This window comes from Actinomadura sp. NPDC000600 (genome assembly GCF_040492135.1).
Classification (GTDB): domain Bacteria; phylum Actinomycetota; class Actinomycetes; order Streptosporangiales; family Streptosporangiaceae; genus Spirillospora.
Genome location: NZ_JBEUPD010000006.1, coordinates 91,435 through 113,590 on the forward strand (window position 1 = coordinate 91,435; position 22,156 = coordinate 113,590).

A 22,156-nucleotide genomic window follows, 5' to 3' on the forward strand; every position below is an offset into this window, starting at 1 on the left:
ACGCCCCACAGCGCCACGCCCACACAGCCCCGCGGCTTAAGAAGAGTGCCCGATTATGTGAGCACGATCCTCGCGTCACAGCCACGCCCTCACGAAGCACGCCCTCACGTTCCACGGCGCACGGCCGACGGCCTCACATCCCACGGCGTCGGAGGGCGCGGCGGTGCCGCGGCGCGGGGGCTGCGAGCACGGCGTCGTGACGTCACGGCCGACGGCGTTACGGGGCGCGGTGTTGCCGAGCGCGGCGTCGCGGCCAGGGCATTGCCGACGAGGGCTGCCCTGTTCTGCAGCGCCGAGGAGCTTGGGAGCGCCTGGCCGCGGAGCACGTCCGCGAGCCGGGGGTGTGGGCCACGCGTCGTGTGCCAGGGCGGCGGGTGGTGCGGGAGCGAGGGGAGGGCGGGAGACGTCCCTGGGGCGGCGTGGGGGCGGGGTCACGGGGTGGGAGCGGGTCCCGTCGTCGAGCGGACCACCAGGTGCGGGACGACCAGCTTCTGGCGCGCGGAGCGGGACGGGTCGCCGATGCGGGCGGTGAGCATCTCGGCGGCCACCCGGCCCATGTCGCGGCGCGGCTGGTCGACGCTGGTCAGCGAGATGTGCCGGATCGCCGCGAGGTGGGTGTTGTCGTACCCGACGATGGACAGGTCCGCGGGGACCCGCATGCCGAGCTCGTCGGCGGCCGACAGCGCCCCGGTCGCGACCAGGTCGTTGGGAGCGAAGATCGCGGTCGGCCGGGCGTCGCGGCGCAGCAGGGAGCCCGCGGCCCGGTAGCCGCCGTCCTCGGTGAAGTCGCCGGCCTCCACGACGATCTCGTCGTCGAGGCCGTGGCGCCGCATCGCCTTCTCGTAGCCGGCGCGGCGGTAGCGCGCGGTCGTGGAGCGCGCCCCCTCGATGTGCGCGATCCGCCGGTGGCCGAGCTGGACGAGGTGGTCGACGGCGAGGCTCGCACCGAGCTCGTCGTCGTCCACCACGATGTCGACGCCGTGGACGTCGCGCTCGCCGACGACCACCACGGGGACGCTGGCGGCGGCCTCCTTGAGCGACTCGGGGACGACGCTGAGCAGGACCAGCCCGTCCACCCGCATCTCCAGGAACGCCTCGACCGCCTCGGCCTCGAACATCGGGTCCCAGCGGCCGCTGCCGACCAGCATCCGCAGCCCCGCGCCGTGCAGGCTCTCCTGGAGGCCGTCGAGGAACTCGGCGAAGAACGGGTTGTGCAGGTCGGCGACGATGGCGCCGATCAGCCGGGTGCGCCCCTCGACCAGGCTGCGCGCCACGGCGTTCGGGCGGTAGCCGAGCTCCCGGGCGGCCTGCAGGACGGCCTGCCTCCGGCGTTCGCTCACGTGCGGTGACCCCCGCATGACCAGCGAGACAAGCGATTTGGACACACCGGCGCGTTCGGCGACATTGCGGATCGTCGGTTTCGGCGCGGGCACCGTCCTGCCCTCGTCGCGCGGTGCGGGAGAGGGCTCGGTGCGCGGGCGTGGCACCGAACCCTTCCCCTGCATGTCGTGCGGGGGGTTTGCTTCATCAGCTGACATGGCACTCCGTCCAGGGGGACCTGCAGGACCTGCCGCGGCGCCGCGCCGGTGGGGGATTCGGCGCGCCGCCCTCCGCTCAGGAGGAGATGCCATGATGCCGCGCCTTCCCCCCATACCGCCGCAACAGTGAGTAACGGGCATCCGACAATGGTGGTTCGGGCCTGTGGTGTTCCGGATCACAGCGGGCCCGGAACGATCATGCCCCCGTTCCCGGCGCCCGGGGACGGGAACCGGTGAGGAGACCGCCGCCGGCGCGCTCGGTGTTGCGCCCTCCGCGCGCCGTGCTCGGATACCCTGCCCAGGTGGGAGATCGTGCGGTGACCGGTGAGAAGGCGCGAGGCCGGCCGAGCGGCGGGCGCGGGCGTCGCCGGCTCAGCGTGGACGAACGGCGGGACGAGCTGATCGAGGCCGCCCTGCAGCTGTTCAGCACGCGCTCGCCCGAGGACGTCTCGATCGACGACGTCGCGGCGAAGGCGGGCGCCTCCCGGGCGCTGGTCTACCACTACTTCGGCGGCAAGAACGAGCTGTACATCGCCGCGCTCGGCAGTGCCGCCAAGCAGCTGTCGGTGCTGCTCGAACCGCCCACCGAGGGCAAGCCGCTCGAACGGCTGCGGATCTCGCTGAAGCGCTACTTCGACTTCGTGGAGAGCCACGCGGCCGGGTACACGGCGCTGCTGCGCGGCGGGCCCGCTGACCGCTCGGGCGAGGCCGGCGAGATCGTCGACGGGATCCGCCGCCTGCTGCTGGACCGGATCCTGCACTCGCTGGACATCGACGTTCCGCCGCCGATCCTGCGCATCACGCTGCGCTGCTGGATGGCGACCGTGGAGACCGCCGGCCTCGACTGGCTGGAGAACGGCGACGTGGCCCGCGCAGATCTGGAGCGGCTGCTGGTCGACCAGCTCGTGGTCATCATGCACGTCTCCGGCCGGCACGACCCGGGCACGGGCGCCCTGTTCGACCGCCTGGCCCAAGAAGAGATGAGCCAGTAGCCGGCCGGCGATGAACCAGTAGCCGTCCGACCTGGGGTTATCGCCCTGACGTGCACGGAGTTTCGGACATCCAACTCGGCCGCGTCCACAACCGGACACAACCCCCAGATAGGTAGCGCGTTAGCCACGCTCCGCAGGCCGGGCGCGCTTGCCCGGGCCGACGCCGCGTCGTCCTCGGGGGTGGGCGCTCGGGGCGCCCGTTCCGAGGACGACGCGGGATTGGCGTCTGGGACACACGGTTCTCGGATGACCGTGGTCCCGTGTCGGCCAGGAGGCCACCGATCGGGGCCCCGCACGAATCCCGGCGCGAGGTCCGTTCGGGGGCCTCCTGGCCGCCCCCCTCTTGTGCCGTGTGCGTCCGGAGGGCTCCCCAGGAGCCCGGCCGGTCGGAGTCTCTACTCCGAGCGCTGCTGCGGTATTCCCGCGAGCAGTGCCCGCACCTCCGCCTCGCGGTAACGGCGATGCCCGCCGAGCGTGCGGATCGACGTGAGCTTTCCCGCTTTCGCCCAGCGCGTGACGGTCTTGGGGTCGACGCGGAACATCGTCGCCACCTCCGCCGGCGTCAGCAGGGGCTCGGCCTCTGGCGTACGTGCTGACATGTTTGCGGCCTCTCCTCCGTGGACCGATGACAGCGATCCTGCGATTGATCTCGCGTGGTCACTGATGTCCCCTATGGCCCGAAAGAGCCACTATGACATCACAACGTGTAACCTTGCCACCACTCAGCGCAACAAGCAAGTTCCTGGCGGTAGTTGCGTGCAAACATCCCCGCGGGAGCAAGGTGCCGTGCGTCTCGGGTGGCCACTGGGTCACGCTGCGTGATTCTAGCGACACGTATAGTCGTATCGCGCGCAGATTCGGGAAATTTGTTTTAGTTCGCGGCCTCGAGCGCCCGTACAGGGCGCCAGCGGGCGAGGAGACGCTTGTACATCGCGACGGTCAGCTCGACCTCACCGCGCTCCATCCCGGTGAGGGCCACGGCCATCTCCGCGACCGACTCGTCCGTCCGGAGCGTCGCATCGTCCAGCAGGTGGACGAGCCCGCCGTAGTCGAGCTCCACGAGCGCGCGGGGGTGGAACTCGCCGAGCCAGCGGCCGAGGGTCTCCAGCCGGCCCGCCGACAGGAGGTAGACCTCATCCGTGCCGTCGCCGAGGTTCTCGCGCACCACCGGGAGCGCGGCCGCCACCCGGCGGCGCGCCTCCCCCATCGACGTGACGTAGACGAGGGTCCGCGCGGGCGCGGCCGTCGCCGAACCGTGGCCCGCCGCCTCGTCGGCCGCGTCGTCCGCCCGGTACCCGGTGCCCGGCGTGCCGAGCATCAGGCACCGCTCGCCGCGCGCGAACGGGACGAACCAGTCCAGCGGGACGTGCCAGGTGCTCGTCAGGATGTGCGGGCGCAGGGAGCGGCCGCCCTTCTTCCACTGCTCGAAATCGCCCCTCACCCGTTCGGACACGGGCGGCGGGACGAAGGCCGCGGCCACGCCCGCCGCGTGCTCGTCCCTGAAGCGCTCGAAGGCCAGCCACGACCGCAGCCGCGTCCCCCAGGGGCATACGTAGATCATGTCCTCCAGGCGGCGCACGTAGGCGTCCCTGCTCTCCCGTTCCGGGACGACCTCGGGCGGCGAGCCCGTCAGCCTGAGCACGGCCTCCCGGTGCTCCACCCCCAGCGCGTGGATCCGCCTGGGACGCCGCCTGGAGTCGGCGTAGACCGTCCACAGGGTCCGCGCGGGCTCCGGGAAGGCGGTCACCGGTTCATAAACCCGTAGGTAGGCCGCGTACGGAAGCACCATCGCATCGTGACATGAGAATCGCATCGTGACATGAGATTCGGTCGGGCGTGGCGCCATCGCGCACCCTAGGCTGATCTTAGAGACAGAGAGGAGGGCACTACCGTGCCTAATGTCTTCGGGGCGCCCCACAAGGGCACCGAACCCCGACACGAGCAGGTCGTCTTCTGCCAGGACGAGGCCAGCGGCCTGCGCGCCATCATCGCCATCTACTCCACCGCGCTCGGCCCGTCCCTGGGAGGCACCCGCTTCTACCCGTACGGCTCCGAGGAGGAGGCCCTCGCGGACGTGCTGAACCTGTCCCGGGGCATGGCGTACAAGAACGCCCTGGCCGGGCTCGACCTCGGCGGCGGAAAGGCCGTCATCATCGGCGACCCCGCCACAGACAAGTCCGAGGCGATGCTGCGGGCCTACGGGCGGTTCGTGCAGTCGCTGAACGGCCGGTACTACACGGCCTGCGACGTGGGCACCTTCAGCGAGGACATGGACATCGTCGCGCGCGAGTGCCGTTTCGTCACCGGACGGACGGTCGCGCACGGCGGCGCGGGCGACTCCTCCATCCTCACGGCGTTCGGCGTGTTCCAGGGCATGCGGGCCGCGGCCGAGACCGTGTGGGGAGCGCCAACGCTGCGCGGCAAGCGAGTCGGTGTGGAGGGCGTCGGGAAGGTCGGGCACCGCCTGGTGGAGCACCTGCGCGAGGACGGCGCGGACGTCGTGATCTGCGATGTGGACGAGGCTGCCGTCGACCGCGTCCGGGCGCTGCACCCCGAGGTGGAGGTCGTCGCCGACGCCGACGCCATGGTCCGTACGGAGCTCGACGTGTACGCGCCGTGCGCACTGGGCGGCTCCCTGAACGACGACACGGTGCCCGTTCTGGCCGCCAGGATCGTCTGCGGCGCCGCGAACAACCAGCTCGCCCACTCGGGCGTGGAGAAGCGCCTCGCCGACCGCGGCATCCTGTACGCGCCCGACTACGTGGTGAACTCCGGTGGCGTGATCCAGGTCGCGGACGAGATCGAGGGCTTCAACTTCGACCGCGCCAAGGCGCGCGCGGCCGGAATCTTCGACACCACCCGGAAGATCTTCGCGCTGGCCTCCGACGAGGGCGTCCCGCCGGCGGTGGCCGCCGACCGCCTCGCGGAGCGCCGGATGTCCGAGGTCGGCCGGCTCCGGAGCATCCTCCTCTGAAATCCAGGGCAGACCAGGTGAGCTCCAGGAGGGCGCGGTCTGGAGGGTGGACTTCCTAGACCTGTTTAGACCGTTGCAAAACCGTTGTGAGGGCCGCCGTGGGGCGGCGTACGACCGTCCCACGGTGGCCTTCGCACGTTGACGTGACCACCGGATACACTGTTGTTATCAGCAACCGGAGCGCCGCCACGTACCGTCGATGTACCGAGCCAGGCGCAAAACGGGTACGGTTGTACCCGTGACTGACGCATGGCTCATCAGGCACCGGTTCGTGTGGTACACGCGCGCGTTGATGGGCCCACGAAAGCCCTGACCATCGAGGGGGTCGAGCCAATGGGTCGCGGCCGAGCCAAGGCCAAGCAGGTGAAGGTTGCCCGGCAGCTCAAGTACAGCACCGGCAACACGGACCTCGACCGCCTTAAGGATGAACTAGGAGTCAGCGACTCCGGCGAAGACTCCTATGACGAGCTCGCCGAGAAGTACGCCGACTACGCCGACGACTACGGCACGGAGCCCCGCAAGGACGGCACCTCCGGTTGACCGGCAGACAGCACGCCACCGCCCGCACCGCCGGGCGGTGGCGTTTGTCATGGCCTCGGAGCGCCCGGGGCTCCTGATCTCGCCGGTCGGTGATCGCGCCGCTCGGCGATCTCGCTGAGTCGTCCATGAGCTCCCCAGGACCGCCGCACCACCCCCGAGTGGCCGGGCAGGTCCGAGAGTCGCTCAGCGTTCCGCTCAGGGCCGTCCACGTACCCCGGAGCCCGCCGGGCGACGGCAGGCCCCGAGGTCAGCGCCCCGGGGTCAGCGCAGGGTCGCGTTGCCGGTGCCTTCGGTGATCTCGCCGAGCGTCCAGGACGGCACTCCGCGGGACGCCAGCAGCCGGAGCGCCTCGTCGGCGCGGTCAGGCGCGACGATCGCGGCCATGCCGACGCCGAGGTTGAACGTCTTGTCCATCTCGGCCTGCGGCACCTCGCCGTGCGCCTGGAGGAGGCGGAACACCGCCGGGACCTCCCAGGACGAGCGGCTCAGCACGGCGTCCACCCCCGGTGGGAGCGACCGGGCCAGGTTCGCCGCCAAGCCGCCGCCGGTGATGTGAGCGAACGCCCGCACTCCGCCGGCCTCGGCCAGGGCCAGGCAGTCCTTGGCGTAGATGCGCGTCGGGGTGAGGAGCTCCTCCCCCAGCGGACGGTCGAGCTCCGGCGACCGGGTCTCCAGCGTCAGGTCGGTCGTCGCCAGGATGTGCCGGACGAGGGAGTACCCGTTCGAGTGGATACCGGACGACGCCATGGCGAGCACGACGTCACCCGCCTCCACGCGCTCCGGCCCCAGGATCCGGTCGGCCTCCACGACGCCCGTCCCGGCGCCCGCCACGTCGAACTCGTCCGCCTCCAGCAGGCCGGGGTGCTCGGCGGTCTCGCCGCCGACGAGGGCGCACCCGGCCAGGGCGCACGCGTCCGCGATCCCGCCGACGATGTCGGCGACGCGCTCCGGCACGACCTTGCCGCAGGCGATGTAGTCGGTCATGAACAGCGGTTCGGCGCCGCACACGGCGAGGTCGTCGATGACCATGCCGACCAGGTCGTGCCCGATCGTGTCGTAGACGCCGAGGCGCCGCGCCAGGTCGACCTTGGTGCCGACGCCGTCCGTGGACGTCGCGAGCAGGGGCCGCTTGTAGCGCAGCAGCGCCGAGGCGTCGAAGAGCCCGGCGAACCCGCTGACGTCGTCGACGACCTCGGGGCGCCGCGACCGGGCCACCCGGGACTTCATCAGCTCGACGGCGCGCTCGCCCGCCGCGATGTCGACGCCTGCGGCCTCGTAGGAGGTCGTCGGGCGGTCCGTCATCGAGTGGCCTCCAGCAGGTGCTTGCCGCGGGCGTCCTGCTCCACCGGGATGGGGTACTGGCCGTCGAAGCACGCCCGGCACAGGTTGTCCTTCGCGATGTGCGAGGCGGAGATGAGCTCGTCCAGGGAGATGTAGCCGAGCGAGTCGGCGCCGATGGAGTCGCGGATCTCCTCCACCGACAGGTTCCCCGCGATGAGCTCGGCGCGGGTGGCGAAGTCGATGCCGTAGAAGCACGGCCAGGCGACGGGCGGGCTGGAGATCCGCACGTGGACCTCGGCGGCGCCCGCGTCCCTCAGCATCCCCACGATGGCGCGCTGGGTGTTGCCGCGCACGATCGAGTCGTCCACCACGACCAGCCGCTTGCCCTCGATCGCCTCGCGCAGCGGGTTCAGCTTCAGCCGGATGCCGAGCTGGCGGATCGTCTGGGACGGCTGGATGAACGTCCGGCCGACGTAGGAGTTCTTCACCAGGCCCTGGCCGTAGGGGATGCCGGACGCCTCGGCGTAGCCGATCGCGGCCGGGGTGCCCGACTCCGGCGTCGGGATGACCATGTCGGCCTCGACGGGGTGCTCGCGCGCCAGCCGGCGCCCGACCTCGACGCGGGTGGCCTGCACGCTGCGCCCGGCGATCGTCGTGTCGGGCCGCGCCAGGTACACGTACTCGAACAGGCAGCCCTTCGGGCGCGGCTCGGCGAACCGCTCGGACCGCACGCCGTCACCGTCGATCGCGACCATCTCGCCCGGCTCGATCTCCCGGACGAACCGGGCGCCGACGATGTCGAGCGCGGCCGTCTCGGACGCGACCACCCAGCCGCGGTCCTCCAGGGCGCCGAGCACGAGCGGGCGGATGCCCTCGGGGTCGCGGGCCGCGTACAGCGTCCCCTCGTCCATGAAGACCAGGGAGAACGCGCCGCGCGCCGCCGGGAGGATCTCCCGCGCCGCCTCCAGCGCACCGCCCGTGTCCCCCATGGAGGGACCACCCCCCGGAGCGCCTCCGGCGCCGGTCAGGTCACCTGTGGGGGGACGACCCCCCACACCCCCCGGAGCGCCTCCGGCGCCGGTCAGGTCACCTGTGGGGGGACGACCCCCCACACCCCCCGGAGCGCCTCCGGCGCCGGTCAGGCCATGCGTGGCTAGAAGCGCCGTCAGGACCTCGGTGTCGGTCGTGGCGGTCAGCACGCCGGGCGCCAGCCGCGCGGCCAGTTCCGGCGTGTTGATCAGGTTGCCGTTGTGGACGAGCGCCAGCCCGCCCTCGTCGGTGGACCGGAACGTGGGCTGCGCGTTCTCCCACGTGGGCGAGCCGGTCGTGGAGTAGCGGCAATGGCCGACGGCGATGTGTCCGCGCAGGGTGTTCAGCACCGACTCGTCGAAGACCTGGGCGACGAGGCCCATGTCCTTGAACACGACGATGCGGGAGCCGTCGCTGACAGCGATGCCCGCCGACTCCTGCCCACGGTGCTGGAGCGCGTACAGGCCGTAGTACGTGAGCTTGCTCACTTCGGCTCTGGCCGCCTGTTCGGCGGGGACCCAGACGCCGAAGACCCCGCAGGCGTCCTGCGGAGCGCGGTCGGAGGGATCGAGGTCGTGGCTCAAACGTCCGTCACGGAGAGGCACGTTCGCCAGTCTAGATGCCCGGTTCACCTGCTCCGATCGGTGGCATCTCCTTAACGGACCTTTACTCCCCGGAACCACGGGCCCCACGCGGTTCCGGGAATCTGGGGACGACACGTGGAGGAACGCAATGACGCTGCCCGGGTACCGGACCTACTCGCCCCCTGCCCCGCCTGTGCGGAGCACTCTGGCCCGGACCTCCCAGGTGCTCGGAATCGTCGGTCTGGTCGGGCTCACCGCGTGCTTCGCGGGCATGGTCCCGGCGCTCGTGGGGCTCGTCCTGGGGACGATGTCCCTCGTCCGGCGCGACCCGGACCGGCGTCCCGCCCTCGTGGGGGTGGTCTGCTCCGCGGTCGCCCTCCTCCTCGGCGCCGGGACGCTCGTCTGGCTGCTCGCCAAGGCGGCCCAGTGCGGGGACCAGGCGCGGTACCCGGACGACCTGGCGCGGCGCGGCTGCGTCGAACGCGAGTTCCCGTTCGCCCGCGCCACCCCTTAGCCGCCGGGTTGGTCGGCCAGGGCGCGGACGGCCTCCTGGCCGAGCGGGGAGGCGTACAAGCGGAGGTCGTCGAGGAGGCCGCCGAAGCCGGGCTTGGTGGGCTCCCTGCCCAGGTAGACGGGCCCGGCCGGGGTGACGACGGGGTGTTCCAACGCGACGGCCGCGTCGTGCGCGCCGTCGACGTAGAGGGTCATGCCCCGGGTGTCCACGACGAAGGCGATGTGCGCCCATTGCCCCACGGTCAGCCTGGCCGTGCTGTCGACGTAGTCCGGGCCCTTGACGGTGAACAACTGGACGCGCAGCCTCATCGCGTCCGGGTACAGCCAGAGGCCGAGCCCCCGCGCGTCGTTCTCGGCCACGGGCTTGTAGAGGAGGCTGCGCCACTCGCCGGTGGGCTCCTCGTCGACCCGGACGAAGAAGGCCAGGCTGAACCCGAAGATCTGGCTGAGGACGAGCTGCGGCGCCGCGGGGATCACCGCCCGGTCGTGCCCGCGGAGGGCCAGCGCCTCCCCGTCCCGTCCGGGGACGATCTCGGCGTTCTCCGCCAGCTCGGCCGCGGGGGCGGCGCCGGCGGTGTCGGCGGCCCGGCGCCCGTCCACGGTGCCGGCGTCGAACGTCCAGTGCGCGATCAACACGGGATCACCTCCGGTAAGGCGCGCGTTACCCGCGCACGCTATGCGCGCGCTCACCGTCCAGTCGAGAGGCGACGTCCGGTCAAGGAGAACCCGCCGGGCGGGGCGGACCGTCAGTCGAGGGGCAGGGGGAGGTAGGGCGTCAGGTCCGCGCGCGCGCCGCTCGCCCGTACCCGTCCGTTCGCCGCCGCGTCTTCCCAGGTGGAGCGGCCGGTGGCCAGCGCGATCCACGTGGCGGCGTCCATCTCCACCACATTCGGCGGCGTACCACGGGTATGGTGCGGGCCGTCGATGCACTGAACGGCGGCGTGCGGGGGGACCCTGACCTCCACCGAACGGCCGGGCGCCAGCTCGGCGAGCCGATCGAGCAGGTACCGTACCGCTCCCCTGACCACCGGCCGGCTCGGCTCGGCGCCCCCCGCCTCGATGCCGGCGAGGACCGTGTCCAGAGCCGCGCGGCGCAGCTCGGCGGGCTCGTCCGCGCCGGTGTAGGGCGCCAGGCCGAGCGCGGCGCGCTCCTCGTTGAGGACGGCGGGGGAAAGCGGTGTTCGGCGCATCGCGCACGACGCTACCGGGTCCGCCGGGGTATCGCGCAGACGGTAGAAAGGACCCGGTGCCAGGCATGGGGGCGCAGAGGACGGGGAGGCCGGGGACGCCGTCCCCGGATGAGACGGAGGTTCGTCAGATGCCCGAGGCGCTGCCCCTGCAGCCGGGTGACCCGGGAAGGCTCGGCTCGTTCGAGATCACGGGACGGCTCGGCGTGGGCGAGCAGGGTGCGGTCTTCCTCGGCAGGGACCCGGCCGGCCGGCCCGTCGCCGTGAAGGTCCTGCACGTGCGGCTGAGCGGCGAGCCCGTCGCGCGGTCGCGGTTCGCCGACGCGTTCTCCGCGGCCCGGAAGGTGACCGGCTTCTGCACGGCGGCGATCCTGCACGCCGACATGGAGGGCGACCGTCCCTACGTGGTGAGCGAGTGGGTGGACGGACCGTCCCTCCAGCAGCTCGTGGACGAGGAGGGCGTGCGCGGCCCCGTCGTCGTCGAACGCGTGGCCGTCGGCATGGCGGTCGCTCTGGCCGCCGTCCACCGCGCGGGCGCCGTCCACCACGGCCTGAAGCCCGGGAACGTGCTCCTCGGCCGGGACGGTCCCCGGATGAGCGATGTCGGCATCGCCCACGCCATGGAGGCCGTGAACGTGGCCTTCCGCGGGAGCATGACCGAGGACCCCGCCTACAAGTCCCCTGAGCAGTTGAGCGGCATGGGCATCGGCCCTGCCGCGGACGTGTTCGCGTGGGCGTCGACCGTCCTGTTCGCCGCCACGGGCAAGCCGCCGTTCGGCGAGGGGTCGCCGTCCGAGGTGATGCAGCGGATCGTCTACGACGAGGCCGACGTGTCGGGCGTGCCCGACTCCCTGCGCGAGACGGTCGCGGCCGCTCTGGCCAAGGACCCGGCCGAGCGTCCGATGGCCAAGACGATCCTCGAACGGCTGCTGGGCCAGGGCAGTGCGCTCGCGGGGCGCCTGCCGGCCTCGATGGTGGAGGAGGGGCGCGCCCTCGCGACGGGCGTGATGATCCACCACGACGTGCCGCCGGTCGTGCCGCCGCCGCGTCCTCCCATGGCGGCTCCCGGTGGGCCCATGGGAGCCGCCGCTCCGCCGCCCGGGTTCACGCCCGGGCCTGCCGCACCTCCTGGGCCGCTTTCGGGACCGCCACCGAGCCCCCCTGCCGGTGCGCCTTCGGGGCCTCCGCCGGAATCGGCGTCACCATCGCTGCCGCTGCTGGGCAAGCTCGCGCGCTCGCGCCGCTCACGCCCCGAGCCCGTGCGGGAGCCCGAGCCGCCCGCGGCCGAGCTGGATCCGGCCGCGTTCGAGGCGACGACGGCCTTCAACGCGATCGGCCTGGACCGGCCCGAGCGGCAGACCCCGGCGGGCGGACGCGACCACGCGGAGCAGACCACGAGGTTCGATGCTCTGCGTCCCGACCCGACTGCGACGTTCGACGCCGTCGGTCCCGATCCGACGGCCACGTTCGACGCCGTCGACCTGCCCGCCCATCCGAACCCCACAGAGCCGAACCCCCTCATTCCGGGGCTGGGGCAAGGGCGCGAGAGCCACGGGCACCGCTCCCCGGCGAACCGGTCGCCCCTGTCGCTCATCGCGAAGATGCGGCGACCCGGCAACCACGTCCTCGGCCTGGCACTGTCGCTGGCCATCGGCGTCGGCGTCGGCATCGCCATCATCGTCCTGGTGCTCTGGCCCCAGTTGAAGTCCGACGACGACTCGCCGTCCGACAGCACCAACTCCTCCGCCAACCGCCCCGTGACCACGATTCCGCAATCGTTCGCGGGGACCTGGACGGGGACGGTGGTCAACACCAACCGGAACGCCTCCTTCCCCGTGCAGATCACCTTCGAGGCCGGCGGGACGACCGGGCGCGCCCTGTACCCGCGGGAGAACTGCGTCGGCACCCTGCGGCTCACCAGGGGGACGGAGAGCGCCCTGAGGATGAACCTGGACATCGGCAAGCCGTGCACGTCCGGGATCGTCCAGGTGACCCGTCAGCCTGACGGGACGCTCCAGTACACGTGGACGCGGCCCGGAACGAACCTCGGCTACGGCGGGCGGCTCACCAAGGCCTGATCCGGCCGTGCCGCCTCGGGCAATACGCCCAATTTGTCGTCTCATATCAGGACAGTTCCGCTAGGGTTTCCCCTCGATCGAGACCACCGATCATGGGCGGGACGCCTCGCGCGCTCCCCGGCATAAGGAGGAGCCTTGCGGGCTGTCCACCGAAGGCTGCTGCTCGTCGGCACGGTCGCGGCGTGCCTCGGCGGCGCCGCGGCGTTCCCGGTTCTCGCCGACGACTCCGCGTCCCTGGTGAAGGTGACCGCGGCGGAAGGCACCCCGGTGCCCGGCAGGTACATCGTCACGCTGAAGGCCGGAGCGTCCACCGACACGGCCGCCAAGAGCGTCAAGGCCGCGGGCGTCCAGCGCTTCGACGGCGTCCTGAACGCCTTCGCCGCGCGGCTGAACGGCGACCAGCTCAACAAGCTGCGCCGCGACCACCGCGTCGCGGCCATCGAGCAGGACCAGGTCGTCAAGGCCAGCACCACCCAGCGCGCACCGCTGCCCTGGGGGCTCGACCGCATCGACCAGCGGTCGGCGAAGCTGTCCAAGACCTACACCTACAAGTCGTCCGGCAAGGGCGTGAACGCCTACATCATCGACACCGGCCTGGACGTCGGGCACAAGGAGTTCGGCGGCCGCGCCTCGATCGCGTGGGCGGCGCCCTTCAACGGCGACGGACGCGACTGCAACGGCCACGGCACCCACGTCGCGGGCATCATCGGCTCCAAGACCTACGGCGCCGCCAAGTCGGTCAAGCTGCGGGCGCTGCGCGTCCTCGACTGCAACGGCGAGGGCTCGATGTCGGACGTCGTCGCCGCCGTCAACTGGCTGCGCACCCACGCCGCCAAGCCGGCCGTGGCGAACATGTCGCTCGGCGGCCCCAAGTCCTCGGCGCTCAACACCGCCGTGATGAACCTGTCCAAGTCGGGGGTGTTCACCTCCGTCGCCGCCGGCAACGAGAACGCCGACGCGTGCAACACCTCGCCGGCCGGTGCGGGCTGGGTCATGGCGGTCGGCGCCACCACCAAGTACGACAACCGCGCCTCGTTCTCCAACTGGGGCAAGTGCGTCGACATCAACGCCCCGGGCTACGGCATCTACTCCACCTGGCCGGGCGGGGGCCACAAGGCGCTCAGCGGAACGTCCATGGCCGCCCCCTACGTCAGCGGTGTCGCCGCCCTGTACCTCTCCACGCACCCCAAGGCCACCTTCCCGACGGTGCAGAAGGTGCTGAACGACAACTCCACCCACACCCTCAAGAACCTGCGCTCGCAGCCCAACCGGCTCCTCTGGAAGGGCAAGCTGTGAGTCCCGTCACGTAGGATTGCCCGGCTCCCCAGCAAGGGGGCCGGGCATCTCGCGCCTTCGCCCCGTCCCACTGTTCGCAGGGGTTTACTCTTGGCGAGGCACACGGCTCTTTAACGTCCATTGACCTTCGGCCATGACGAGAGGAGAACACGTGGAGACCCCCGCCTCCACCCGTCGGCACGCTGACCGCCGCCGCGGCCGGCGACACACCGCCGCGGCTCTCGTGGCCCTCGCCACCGCGCTGCCCCTGCTCGCCGCCGCGACACCGTCCGCGGCCGCCCCGCCGGCGTCCCTCCCCCTCGACCCGGGCGACAGCGGCAAGTTCGCGAAGCTGAACCGCCAGATCGAGCAGCTCGACAAGGAGTACGGCGGCGACCTCGCCAAGCTGAAGGACGCCGAGTACGCCGCGAAGAAGGCGCTGGACAAGTCCAACGACCTGCAGCGCGACCTCCAGGAGGCCCGCAGCGTCGTCGCGCAGCTCGCCGCGTCCCAGTACATGACGAACGGCGAGGACCCCACCGTCACCTTCCTCGCCGACGCGAACCCCTCCGACCTGCTCAGCAACGCCACCCTGGTCAGCCACCTCGCCCAGAACAAGGCGGGCAAGGTCGCCCAGATCCAGAAGCTCGTCGACGACCAGATGAAGGCCCGCAAGCAGGCCCAGCAGAAGATGGTCGAGCTGAACAAGGAGATCAAGGACCTGAAGCGGCGCAAGTCGCAGATCCAGTCCCTGGTCAAGAAGTACAAGCCCGAGTCCCCGAGCGTCGGCATGGGCGGCGTCACCCCGCGCATGCTCAAGGTGAAGAACACCATCGACCTGGAGACGGGCCCCTTCCCGACCATCGGCTGCGTCCGCCACACCGGCGACCCCCAGGACCACGGCACTGGCCACGCCTGCGACTTCATGGTCACCACGGGCGGCGTCATGGCCACCGGCAGCGCCCAGGCCCTGGGCGACCGCACCGCCTCCTACGCCATCGCCCACGCAAGCGCCCTGGGCATCAAATACATCATCTGGCGCCAACGCATCTACGACCTCCGCAGCCCCGGCTGGCGCTCCATGGAAAACCGAGGCGGCGTAACCGCCAACCACTACGACCACGTCCACATCTCGGTCTTCTAGACGTCCCGGCTCCGATTAGGCCCGCAATCATGGGTCCATGAGCACTTGGGCCTACATACGGGGCTGGCTGGAGTTCCACGGGCAGAAAGCCGAAGCCGAGCGCATCATCCGCCGGGGGGACTCCGCGGGATGGGCCTTCCCGGAAGGCGGCTGGCTCGACGCAGCCTGCTACGCCCGAGCCGTTCGTTCGCAGTACTGCGACGAAGTCCTCGACCAGGTCCGGGAGATCGCCGCCCTCCCCGCCGACGACGAGGACAACGACCGTGTATGCGGGCTCTTTCTCGTCTTTCACGAGGAGGGGCACCAGACCGAATGGCAGATCAGAGACGGCCAAGTCCAGGTCGCCCCGGCACCGCCCCGCTATGACTACCTCTGGCAGTAGCGGCGTCCGCCCAAGGTCTCGGCGAGTTTCCTGCCACGCTGAGTGGGCCACGACCTCAGCAACTCCCACACGCCCCACCCGACCACCACCCCGACGAAGCCGAGCAGACCGACTTGCAGATCAGGCCACATGGCACGACCCCCTTGATCTCCTCGTCATCATTCCGCCTGCTTATCGGCGCGACAAGAGACCGGAAACGACCGCGGTGGCGCGGTCGCTACTACTGGCCCCCCGGCTACAGACTCGCAGGATCGGCTAGCCGGACGACCCGATCCCTCGCGACGTCGAAACCGAGCACCGCATGGCCGTGGTCGCCCTCCGGAGTCATCACCACCGGCTTGCTCAACCGTCTGCCGAGAGTTCGGAGCACCCTGCACAGCAGGTCCAGCCGCTCCTGGCCCTGAATCTCCCTGAGATCTATGTCGAAGTCGATGCTGGTCACGTCATACGGCCAGAAGTTCAACAGCACTTCCGGCGAAGGCCACACCCGCAGCACTCGGGCAGAGGGCTGTCGGCCTTCCGCGAATACTTCGCTCGCAGCAGGCAGGGGCTGCAGTTCCCCATCCACGGCGTACTCGTGCGCCCAGCTCTCTGAGCGCAGCAGGTCGAAGAACGTCTGCCAGTCTTCGACGCCGGTCTCCTCAACGACTACATCGGGCAGCGTTCCCATCAACTCGGGATCGAAGAAGTTCTGTACGTCGGCCCACAAAAGATCGGACATATGCCAGAGCATGGATCCGGCGGGCGCATTTCGCAAAGCCTCTATCATGCCCGGGCATCACAGGAGCGCGCGCTGCCGCTCTCAGAGGTCCAGGATGGCGGGGCGTTCGCTTGGGCGTCCATAGGCCAGGACGCGGCGCAGGCCCTCGCGGAACTGCCGGATTTGCGTTTCCTCGACGTCCAATATCACCTCGATTTCGGAATCGTTCAGGCCCAGCGCTTCCAGGTTGGAGGGGTCGACGACGATTCGTAGGACGCGGTCTTTCAGCACTGCCTCTCTGACACCGCCGTAGGCCGTGCCCTGGCCCGGCGTGACCAGGCAGTAGGAGTCCATACCGGTGGCGATGTCCTGGTCCTCGGGTTCGTAGAGGCTGCACATGAAGGTCAGCTGGCGGCCGCTGCCGTCCTCATGTTCGGCCACTCCGGCTATGAAGCACTCATCGTCTTCGTAGGTTTCCGCTCCGACAGCGCGAGCGGTGAACGTGAACGCCATGAGAGGAGCTTAGGCGTCTTGATGTGGGGCGGGTCCCCGCTCATTGTGTTCCACCAAGCCCATGGTGAATGCGAACGTCTCTACGAACTCTCGGTACGCCGGGTCCGTCTCGGTCGCCGCCAGGGTGGCCAGTTCGTCAGCGAGGCGCCTCTTATCCGCGTCGGATAGCCGGCCCAGGAGGTAGCCGGCGTGCTCCTGCTGTTCGAGTGCCGTGTCGTCGTCCACGCTCGACTCATCGCAGGTCTCGAAGAACCATGAGTACGCGACCACTGCCTTGAGCAACTGCGTGACCAGTTGGGGGGACTCACTCATTCCCCTATCCCAGCAGGCACGTCCGACATGGCGTCACGGCTGGGCTGGAAGGGAGCGGGCTCGCGGCGGTCCGGGGTGGCCGGGGTGCGGCGCACTAGGCTCCTGGTATGAGTGAAAAGAGAGGGCTTCCGCGGTATCGGGTGCTTACCGGGCCGGACGACGAGACGTTCTGCTGGCGGGTCAGTGAGGCGCTTGACCTGGGGTACGAGCTGCACGGCTCGCCGTCGGTCACGTTCAACGGGGACCGGGTCATCGTCGCTCAGGCCCTCATTCGTCGCCAGAGCTAGGGGCGGCTCGCCCTGTCCCCGCGAAGAATACGAAAAGGGCGCCCCCGGGGTGGGGGCGCCCTTCGCGTCTGGCGTTAGTCGGCGTAGCTGGGGAGCATGCGCTCGTGGGACTCGCGGAGTTCGGAGAGGCCGATGCTGAACAGCTCCTGCTGGTCGCCTTCGGGACCGCGGCCGGTGACGTGGAGGGCGTCGCCGCCCGCCACGCCGAGCTGGGAGACCGGGACGCCCGCCGACTCGCACAGGGCCGCCAGGCGGCCCTCGGCGCCCGGGCGGACGACGACCATGGCACGGGCCACCGACTCGCTGAACAGGGCGACGAACGGGTCGCCCTGCAGGGTGATGCGGGCGCCGAGGCCGCCGCGCAGGCACGACTCCACCAGCGTCTGCGAGAGGCCGCCGTCGGAGAGGTCGTGCACGGCGTTGACCAGGCCGTCGCGGACGGCGGCGACCAGCACCGACGCCAGGGCCGCCTCGGCCTTCAGGTCGACCAGCGGCGGCAGGCCGCCCAGGTGGCCGTAGACCACGTGGGCCCATTCCGAGCCGCCGAACTCCTCGCGCGTCTCGCCGAGCAGGGCGATCGTGGCGCCGTCGGTGGCCAGCGACATGTTGACCCGGCGGCGGACGTCGTCGTGGACGCCGAGGACGCCGATGACCGGGGTCGGGTTGATCGGCGTGTCGCCCGTCTGGTTGTAGAAGCTGACGTTGCCGCCGGTCACCGGGATGCCGAGGTACTGGCAGGCGTCGGCGAGGCCCTCGACGGCGCGGGCGAACTGCCACATGACGCCCGGGTCCTCCGGGGAGCCGAAGTTCAGGCAGTTGGTGACGGCGAGGGGCCGCGCGCCGGTCGCGGCGACGTTGCGGAACGCCTCCGACAGCGCGAGCTGCGCGCCCGCGTAGGGGTCGAGCCGGGTGTAGCGGCCGTTGCCGTCCAGGGACAGCGCGATGCCCAGGCCCGACTCGTCGTCGATGCGGACCACGCCGGCGTTCTCGGGCATCGCCATGACGGTGTTGCCCAGGACGTACCGGTCGTACTGCGACGTCACCCACGTCTTGCCGGCGAGGTTCGGCGACCCGGCCAGCCACAGGACGGTCCGGCGGAGCTCGTCGCCGTTGGACGGACGGGTCAACCGGCCCGGCGTGTCGGACTGCAGGGCGCCGAGGTCGTGCGGGGGCGCCAGCGGGCGGTTGTAGACCGGGCCCTCGTCGGCCGCGGTGACCGGCGGGATGTCGACGATCGTCTCGCCCCGCCACGTCATGACCAGCCGGCGCGTGTCGGTGACCGTCCCGATCACGGTGGCCGGGATCTCCCAGCGCGCGCAGATCTCCATGAAGCGCTCGACCTTGGCGGGCTCCACCACCGCCATCATGCGCTCCTGCGACTCGCTCATGAGGATTTCCTCGGGGCGGAGCGTCTCGTCGCGGAGCGGGACGGCGTCGAGGTCGACGTGCATGCCGCCGGTGCCGGCCGCGGCCAGCTCCGTCGTCGCGCACGACACCCCGGCGGCGCCGAGGTCCTGGATGCCGACCACGAGGTCCTCGCGGAACAGCTCCAGGCAGCACTCGATGAGCAGCTTCTCCATGAACGGGTCGCCCACCTGGACCGACGGCCGCTTCTGGTGCGACTCCTCGTCGAAGGTGGCCGAGGCAAGGACGGACGCGCCGCCGATGCCGTCCGGGCCGGTCAGGGCGCCGAACAGGATCACCTTGTTGCCGGGGCCGGGGGCCACCGCGCGCTTGATGTCCTCGTGCTTCATCACGCCGACGCACAGGGCGTTCACGAGCGGGTTCTGCTCGTAGCAGGCGTCGAAGACGGTCTCGCCGCCGATGTTGGGCAGGCCGAGCGAGTTGCCGTAGCCGCCCACGCCGGCGACGACGCCGGGCAGGACGCGCTGGGTGTCAGGGGCGTCGGCCGGGCCGAAGCGGAGCGAGTCCATGACGGCGATGGGGCGCGCCCCCATCGACATGATGTCGCGGACGATCCCGCCGACGCCGGTAGCGGCGCCCTGGTACGGCTCGACGTAGGACGGGTGGTTGTGCGACTCCACCTTGAAGGTGACCGCCCAGCCCTGGCCGATGTCCACTACACCGGCGTTCTCCCCCATGCCGACTAGGAGCTTGTCGGTCTTCGGAGCCTTGTCGCCGAACTGGCGCAGGTGCACCTTGGAGCTCTTGTAGGAGCAGTGCTCGCTCCACATGACGGAGTAGATCGCCAGCTCGGCCGACGTGGGTCGGCGTCCCAGGATGTGGCGGACGCGCTGGTACTCCTCCTCGTTCATCCCCAGCTCGGCGTACGGCTGCGGACGCTCGGGAGACGCGGCGGCGATGGCGACCGTGTCCGTGCCCTGGTCGTAGTGCGCGGGCGCCGCGATCGCCGGCTGCGGACCGGTGCTCCGACCGATGGCGGGCTGCGGGCCGGTGCCCGGGCCGACGGCGGGCTGGGGGCCCGTGCCGTGGCCGACGGCGGGCTGCGGACCCGTGCCGCGCCCGATCGCCGGCTGCGGGCCGGTGCCGGAACCGACGACGGGCTGAGGGCCCGATCCGGGGACGATCCTCGGCAGCGGGCCCGTCCCGGGGCGGACGGCGGGCAGGGGGCCCGTGCCGCGTCCGATCGCGGGCAGGGGGCCCGTGCCGTGCCCGAGGGCGGGCTGCGGGCCGGTGCCCGGGCCGACGGCGGGCTGAGGGCCCGTGCCGCGTCCGACGGTGGGCTGAGGGCCGGTTCCGTGCCCCAGGGCGGGCTGCGGGCCCGTACCGGGGCCTACGGCGGGCTGAGGGCCCGTTCCCCGGCCTACGGGAGGCTGAGGGCCGGTGGTGGGGCCTTGGGCCAGCGGGCCCGAGTTCAGGTCGATGAGGGGCTGCGGGCCGGTGCCCGGGCGAACGGCCGGCTGCGGGCCGGTGCCGTACCCCACGGCGGGCTGGGGGCCCGTACCGGAACCGACGGCGGGCTGCGGGCCGGTGCCATGGCCCACGGCGGGCTGCGGGCCCGTGCCGTGGCCGACCGGCGGCTGCGGGCCTGTGCCGGAACCAACGGTCGGCTGCGGGCCGGTGCCCGTGCCCCGGGCCGGCGGCGGGGCCGCGAAGGCGCTCAGGTCGGGCACGGTGAGTGACGGGTCCGCAACGGTGGACGTCGGGTCGCCGGCAGAGCGCTCCTCTTCCAGGGCCCGCGCGAACTCCGGGTCGGACTCCCCCTGGGACGCCGGAGGAGCCGGGAGCGGCCCCTCCTCGTTCAGCACGGGGATGGGCCCGGTGAAGGGCCCGGGGACCGGTTCGGCGGGCGGGTCCTGGGGGGCGGGCGGGTCCTCTTCGAGGATGGCCTTGAAACCCTCCGTCACCGCCGGGTTGACGGGCTGGAGCTCCGGGTCGTCCGCGTCGGACTTGAGCTCGCCGAGCCACTCCATCGAGGGCTCGTCCTCGTCTCGGGTGCCCCGTCCGGAAGCGTGGGGCCGTTGCTCACTCATGCGTTGACCAGTCTGTTGACGATCGAGGTGAAGAACCCGAGCCCGTCGGTGGACGGCCCGGTCAGCGACTCGACGGCGTGCTCGGGGTGGGGCATGAGGCCGACCACGTTGCCGGCCTCGTTGCAGATCCCGGCGATGTCGTCGAGGGAGCCGTTCGGGTTCAGGTCGAGGTAGCGGGCGACGATGCGGCCGGAGTCGGCCAGTTCGATCAGCGTCTCCCGGTCGGCGGTGTAGCGGCCGTCCCGGTTCTTCACCGGGATCACCAGTTCCTGGCCCTCGGTGTACTCACCGGTCCAGGCGGTGGAGGCGTTCTCGACGCGCAGCCGCTGGTCGCGGCAGACGAAGTGCAGGCCCGCGTTCGGGAGCAGCGCGCCGGGCAGCAGGTGCGTCTCGCACAGCACCTGGAAGCCGTTGCAGATGCCGAGGACCGGCAGGCCGTCGCCGGCGGCGGCCACGACCTCGGTCATCAGCGGCGCGAACCGGGCGATCGCGCCGGCCCGCAGGTAGTCCCCGTAGGAGAAGCCCCCGGGCAGGACGACGGCGTCGACCCCCTGGAGGTCGTGGTCGCCGTGCCAGAGGGCGACCGGCTCGGCGCCGGCCAGCCGCACCGCGCGTGCGGCGTCCTTGTCGTCAAGGGAACCTGGGAAGGTGATGATCCCAACCCGGGCAGCGTCCATCTGTTCTGTTCCTCCGAAATGAGGTGCGGCCGAGACGGTCGGGGATCTCCTCCGCCGATCAACCCCGATGCGCGTCGCATTCCCCCGCGCGCACGTCCCAATCTACCCGGCGTTGGGAATGAGGTTGCGGTCGAGGCGCCGTACGCGGGCCCCGTCGCTCCAGGTCAGCCGCTTCCGCAGGTGAACGACGGTGCCCCGGTCGGGCGTGGAGTCGATGTCCAGGTCGTCCACCAGCGCGCGCATGATGCCGATCCCGCGTCCCGACTCGCTCAGCACGCCCGGCTCCTGCGGGGCGGCCCGGAGCCCGCGGCCCCAGTCCACGATCTTGAGCAGGCAGGTGCCGCCGGCCACGTGCCCGGTCACCTCGTAGTCGCCGTTCGCGCGGGCGTGCTTGACGACGTTCGTACACGCCTCGGAGATGGCTACCAGCAGGTCGTCGACGCAGTCCTCGGAGACGCCCAGCCCCCGCAGGGCCTCCCCCGTCACCCGCCGGACCACCGGGATGCTCAGCGCGTCGCGCGGCAACGCGAGCGAGAACCTCATATCCACCCGGACACCTCGTGTCATGCTCCGGGCGTCCCGACCGTGCCCCCGGTCCCGGAGCGTGCTCGACGACTCAACGCAGCTAACACTTCCCCGGTGGAATCTTCCGTAATCGCCACAGTCACGGGCCCGTTACTTGGAACGCACCATGT

Annotated in this window: 22 protein-coding genes; 9 read left to right on the forward strand and 13 right to left on the reverse strand. The window is 71.3% G+C overall.

Annotated features, from left to right (window positions below; genetic code table 11):
- Positions 1-431 precede the first annotated feature (431 nt).
- Complete coding sequence (locus ABWI07_RS11180; protein ID WP_502912816.1) at positions 432-1,505, reverse strand: LacI family DNA-binding transcriptional regulator; 1,074 nt, start codon at positions 1,503-1,505, stop codon at positions 432-434.
- Between the two features lie 335 nt (positions 1,506-1,840).
- Between ABWI07_RS11180 and ABWI07_RS11185 the strand changes: the two genes are divergently transcribed.
- Complete coding sequence (locus ABWI07_RS11185; protein ID WP_149260361.1) at positions 1,841-2,530, forward strand: TetR/AcrR family transcriptional regulator; 690 nt, start codon at positions 1,841-1,843, stop codon at positions 2,528-2,530.
- 395 nt (positions 2,531-2,925) lie between these two features.
- On the opposite strand, the gene bldC is transcribed toward ABWI07_RS11185, so the two are convergent.
- Both bldC and ABWI07_RS11195 read right to left on the reverse strand, forming a co-directional pair.
- Positions 2,926-3,129: a developmental transcriptional regulator BldC gene (gene bldC, locus ABWI07_RS11190; protein ID WP_012850682.1), complete on the reverse strand. Its 204-nt coding sequence runs from the start codon at positions 3,127-3,129 to the stop codon at positions 2,926-2,928.
- A gap of 272 nt (positions 3,130-3,401) precedes the next feature.
- Entirely contained in the window at positions 3,402-4,376 is a 975-nt protein-coding gene (locus tag ABWI07_RS11195) for a DUF8083 family protein (RefSeq protein ID WP_502912814.1), read from the reverse strand.
- Between the two features lie 45 nt (positions 4,377-4,421).
- On the opposite strand from ABWI07_RS11195, the gene ABWI07_RS11200 reads away from it, so the two are divergent.
- Together ABWI07_RS11200 and ABWI07_RS11205 are read left to right on the forward strand one after the other, a co-directional pair.
- Positions 4,422-5,504: a Leu/Phe/Val dehydrogenase gene (locus ABWI07_RS11200; protein ID WP_149260362.1), complete on the forward strand. Its 1,083-nt coding sequence runs from the start codon at positions 4,422-4,424 to the stop codon at positions 5,502-5,504.
- 333 nt (positions 5,505-5,837) lie between these two features.
- Positions 5,838-6,044, forward strand: a complete 207-nt coding sequence (locus ABWI07_RS11205) for a DUF3073 domain-containing protein (RefSeq protein ID WP_149260363.1) — start codon at positions 5,838-5,840, stop codon at positions 6,042-6,044.
- Positions 6,045-6,305: 261 nt separating this feature from the next.
- Here the strand turns inward: ABWI07_RS11205 and purM are convergent, their stop codons facing one another.
- Together purM and purF are read right to left on the reverse strand one after the other, a co-directional pair.
- Positions 6,306-7,346, reverse strand: a complete 1,041-nt coding sequence (gene purM / locus ABWI07_RS11210) for a phosphoribosylformylglycinamidine cyclo-ligase (protein WP_149260364.1) — start codon at positions 7,344-7,346, stop codon at positions 6,306-6,308.
- Positions 7,343-8,959, reverse strand: a complete 1,617-nt coding sequence (purF, locus tag ABWI07_RS11215; protein ID WP_353818468.1) for an amidophosphoribosyltransferase — start codon at positions 8,957-8,959, stop codon at positions 7,343-7,345. The genes purM and purF overlap by 4 nt, the downstream gene beginning before the upstream one ends.
- A 127-nt stretch (positions 8,960-9,086) precedes the next feature.
- Between purF and ABWI07_RS11220 the strand changes: the two genes are divergently transcribed.
- Positions 9,087-9,452: a hypothetical protein gene (locus tag ABWI07_RS11220; protein WP_149260366.1), complete on the forward strand. Its 366-nt coding sequence runs from the start codon at positions 9,087-9,089 to the stop codon at positions 9,450-9,452.
- Here the strand turns inward: ABWI07_RS11220 and ABWI07_RS11225 are convergent.
- The gene (locus tag ABWI07_RS11225) at positions 9,449-10,087 is read right to left on the reverse strand and encodes a LamG domain-containing protein (RefSeq protein ID WP_160160958.1); all 639 of its coding nucleotides are present in this window, start codon (positions 10,085-10,087) and stop codon (positions 9,449-9,451) included. The two genes, ABWI07_RS11220 and ABWI07_RS11225, sit on opposite strands and share 4 nt — an antisense overlap.
- Before the next feature lie 110 nt (positions 10,088-10,197).
- Positions 10,198-10,641 (reverse strand): sterol carrier family protein, encoded by a 444-nt coding sequence (locus ABWI07_RS11230; RefSeq protein WP_149260368.1) that lies wholly within the window; start codon positions 10,639-10,641, stop codon positions 10,198-10,200.
- Positions 10,642-10,769: 128 nt separating this feature from the next.
- Between ABWI07_RS11230 and ABWI07_RS11235 the strand changes: the two genes are divergently transcribed.
- From ABWI07_RS11235 to ABWI07_RS11250, 4 genes are all read left to right on the forward strand, one after another.
- Positions 10,770-12,716 (forward strand): serine/threonine protein kinase, encoded by a 1,947-nt coding sequence (locus ABWI07_RS11235; RefSeq protein ID WP_353818469.1) that lies wholly within the window; start codon positions 10,770-10,772, stop codon positions 12,714-12,716.
- A gap of 135 nt (positions 12,717-12,851) precedes the next feature.
- A complete protein-coding gene (locus tag ABWI07_RS11240) occupies positions 12,852-14,012 on the forward strand; it encodes a S8 family peptidase (RefSeq protein ID WP_149260370.1) in 1,161 nt (386 codons plus the stop codon).
- Between the two features lie 151 nt (positions 14,013-14,163).
- Complete coding sequence (locus ABWI07_RS11245; protein WP_149260371.1) at positions 14,164-15,135, forward strand: coiled-coil domain-containing protein; 972 nt, start codon at positions 14,164-14,166, stop codon at positions 15,133-15,135.
- Positions 15,136-15,172: 37 nt separating this feature from the next.
- On the forward strand, positions 15,173-15,517 hold the full coding sequence (locus tag ABWI07_RS11250; protein ID WP_353818470.1) for a hypothetical protein: 345 nt from the start codon (positions 15,173-15,175) through the stop codon (positions 15,515-15,517).
- Positions 15,518-15,752: 235 nt separating this feature from the next.
- Here ABWI07_RS11250 and ABWI07_RS11255 read toward each other — a convergent pair whose 3' ends face one another.
- The 3 genes from ABWI07_RS11255 to ABWI07_RS11265 all read right to left on the reverse strand — a co-directional run bounded on the left by ABWI07_RS11255 (position 15,753) and on the right by ABWI07_RS11265 (position 17,042).
- The gene (locus ABWI07_RS11255; RefSeq protein ID WP_353818471.1) at positions 15,753-16,238 is read right to left on the reverse strand and encodes a hypothetical protein; all 486 of its coding nucleotides are present in this window, start codon (positions 16,236-16,238) and stop codon (positions 15,753-15,755) included.
- Positions 16,239-16,319: 81 nt separating this feature from the next.
- Complete coding sequence (locus tag ABWI07_RS11260; RefSeq protein ID WP_353818472.1) at positions 16,320-16,730, reverse strand: Imm10 family immunity protein; 411 nt, start codon at positions 16,728-16,730, stop codon at positions 16,320-16,322.
- A 9-nt stretch (positions 16,731-16,739) separates the two neighbouring features.
- On the reverse strand, positions 16,740-17,042 hold the full coding sequence (locus ABWI07_RS11265; protein ID WP_149260377.1) for a hypothetical protein: 303 nt from the start codon (positions 17,040-17,042) through the stop codon (positions 16,740-16,742).
- Between the two features lie 107 nt (positions 17,043-17,149).
- Here ABWI07_RS11265 and ABWI07_RS11270 point away from each other — a divergent pair, with 107 nt between their 5' ends.
- Positions 17,150-17,329, forward strand: coding sequence for a DUF1737 domain-containing protein (locus tag ABWI07_RS11270; protein ID WP_149260378.1), 180 nt, complete (start codon positions 17,150-17,152; stop codon positions 17,327-17,329).
- Positions 17,330-17,403: 74 nt separating this feature from the next.
- Here the strand turns inward: ABWI07_RS11270 and purL are convergent, their stop codons facing one another.
- The 3 genes from purL to ABWI07_RS11285 all read right to left on the reverse strand — a co-directional run bounded on the left by purL (position 17,404) and on the right by ABWI07_RS11285 (position 22,004).
- Positions 17,404-19,698, reverse strand: a complete 2,295-nt coding sequence (purL, locus tag ABWI07_RS11275; RefSeq protein WP_502912817.1) for a phosphoribosylformylglycinamidine synthase subunit PurL — start codon at positions 19,696-19,698, stop codon at positions 17,404-17,406.
- A gap of 1,082 nt (positions 19,699-20,780) precedes the next feature.
- Positions 20,781-21,461: a phosphoribosylformylglycinamidine synthase subunit PurQ gene (gene purQ, locus ABWI07_RS11280; protein ID WP_149260379.1), complete on the reverse strand. Its 681-nt coding sequence runs from the start codon at positions 21,459-21,461 to the stop codon at positions 20,781-20,783.
- A gap of 102 nt (positions 21,462-21,563) precedes the next feature.
- Positions 21,564-22,004: an ATP-binding protein gene (locus ABWI07_RS11285; protein ID WP_235036918.1), complete on the reverse strand. Its 441-nt coding sequence runs from the start codon at positions 22,002-22,004 to the stop codon at positions 21,564-21,566.
- Positions 22,005-22,156 lie beyond the last annotated feature (152 nt).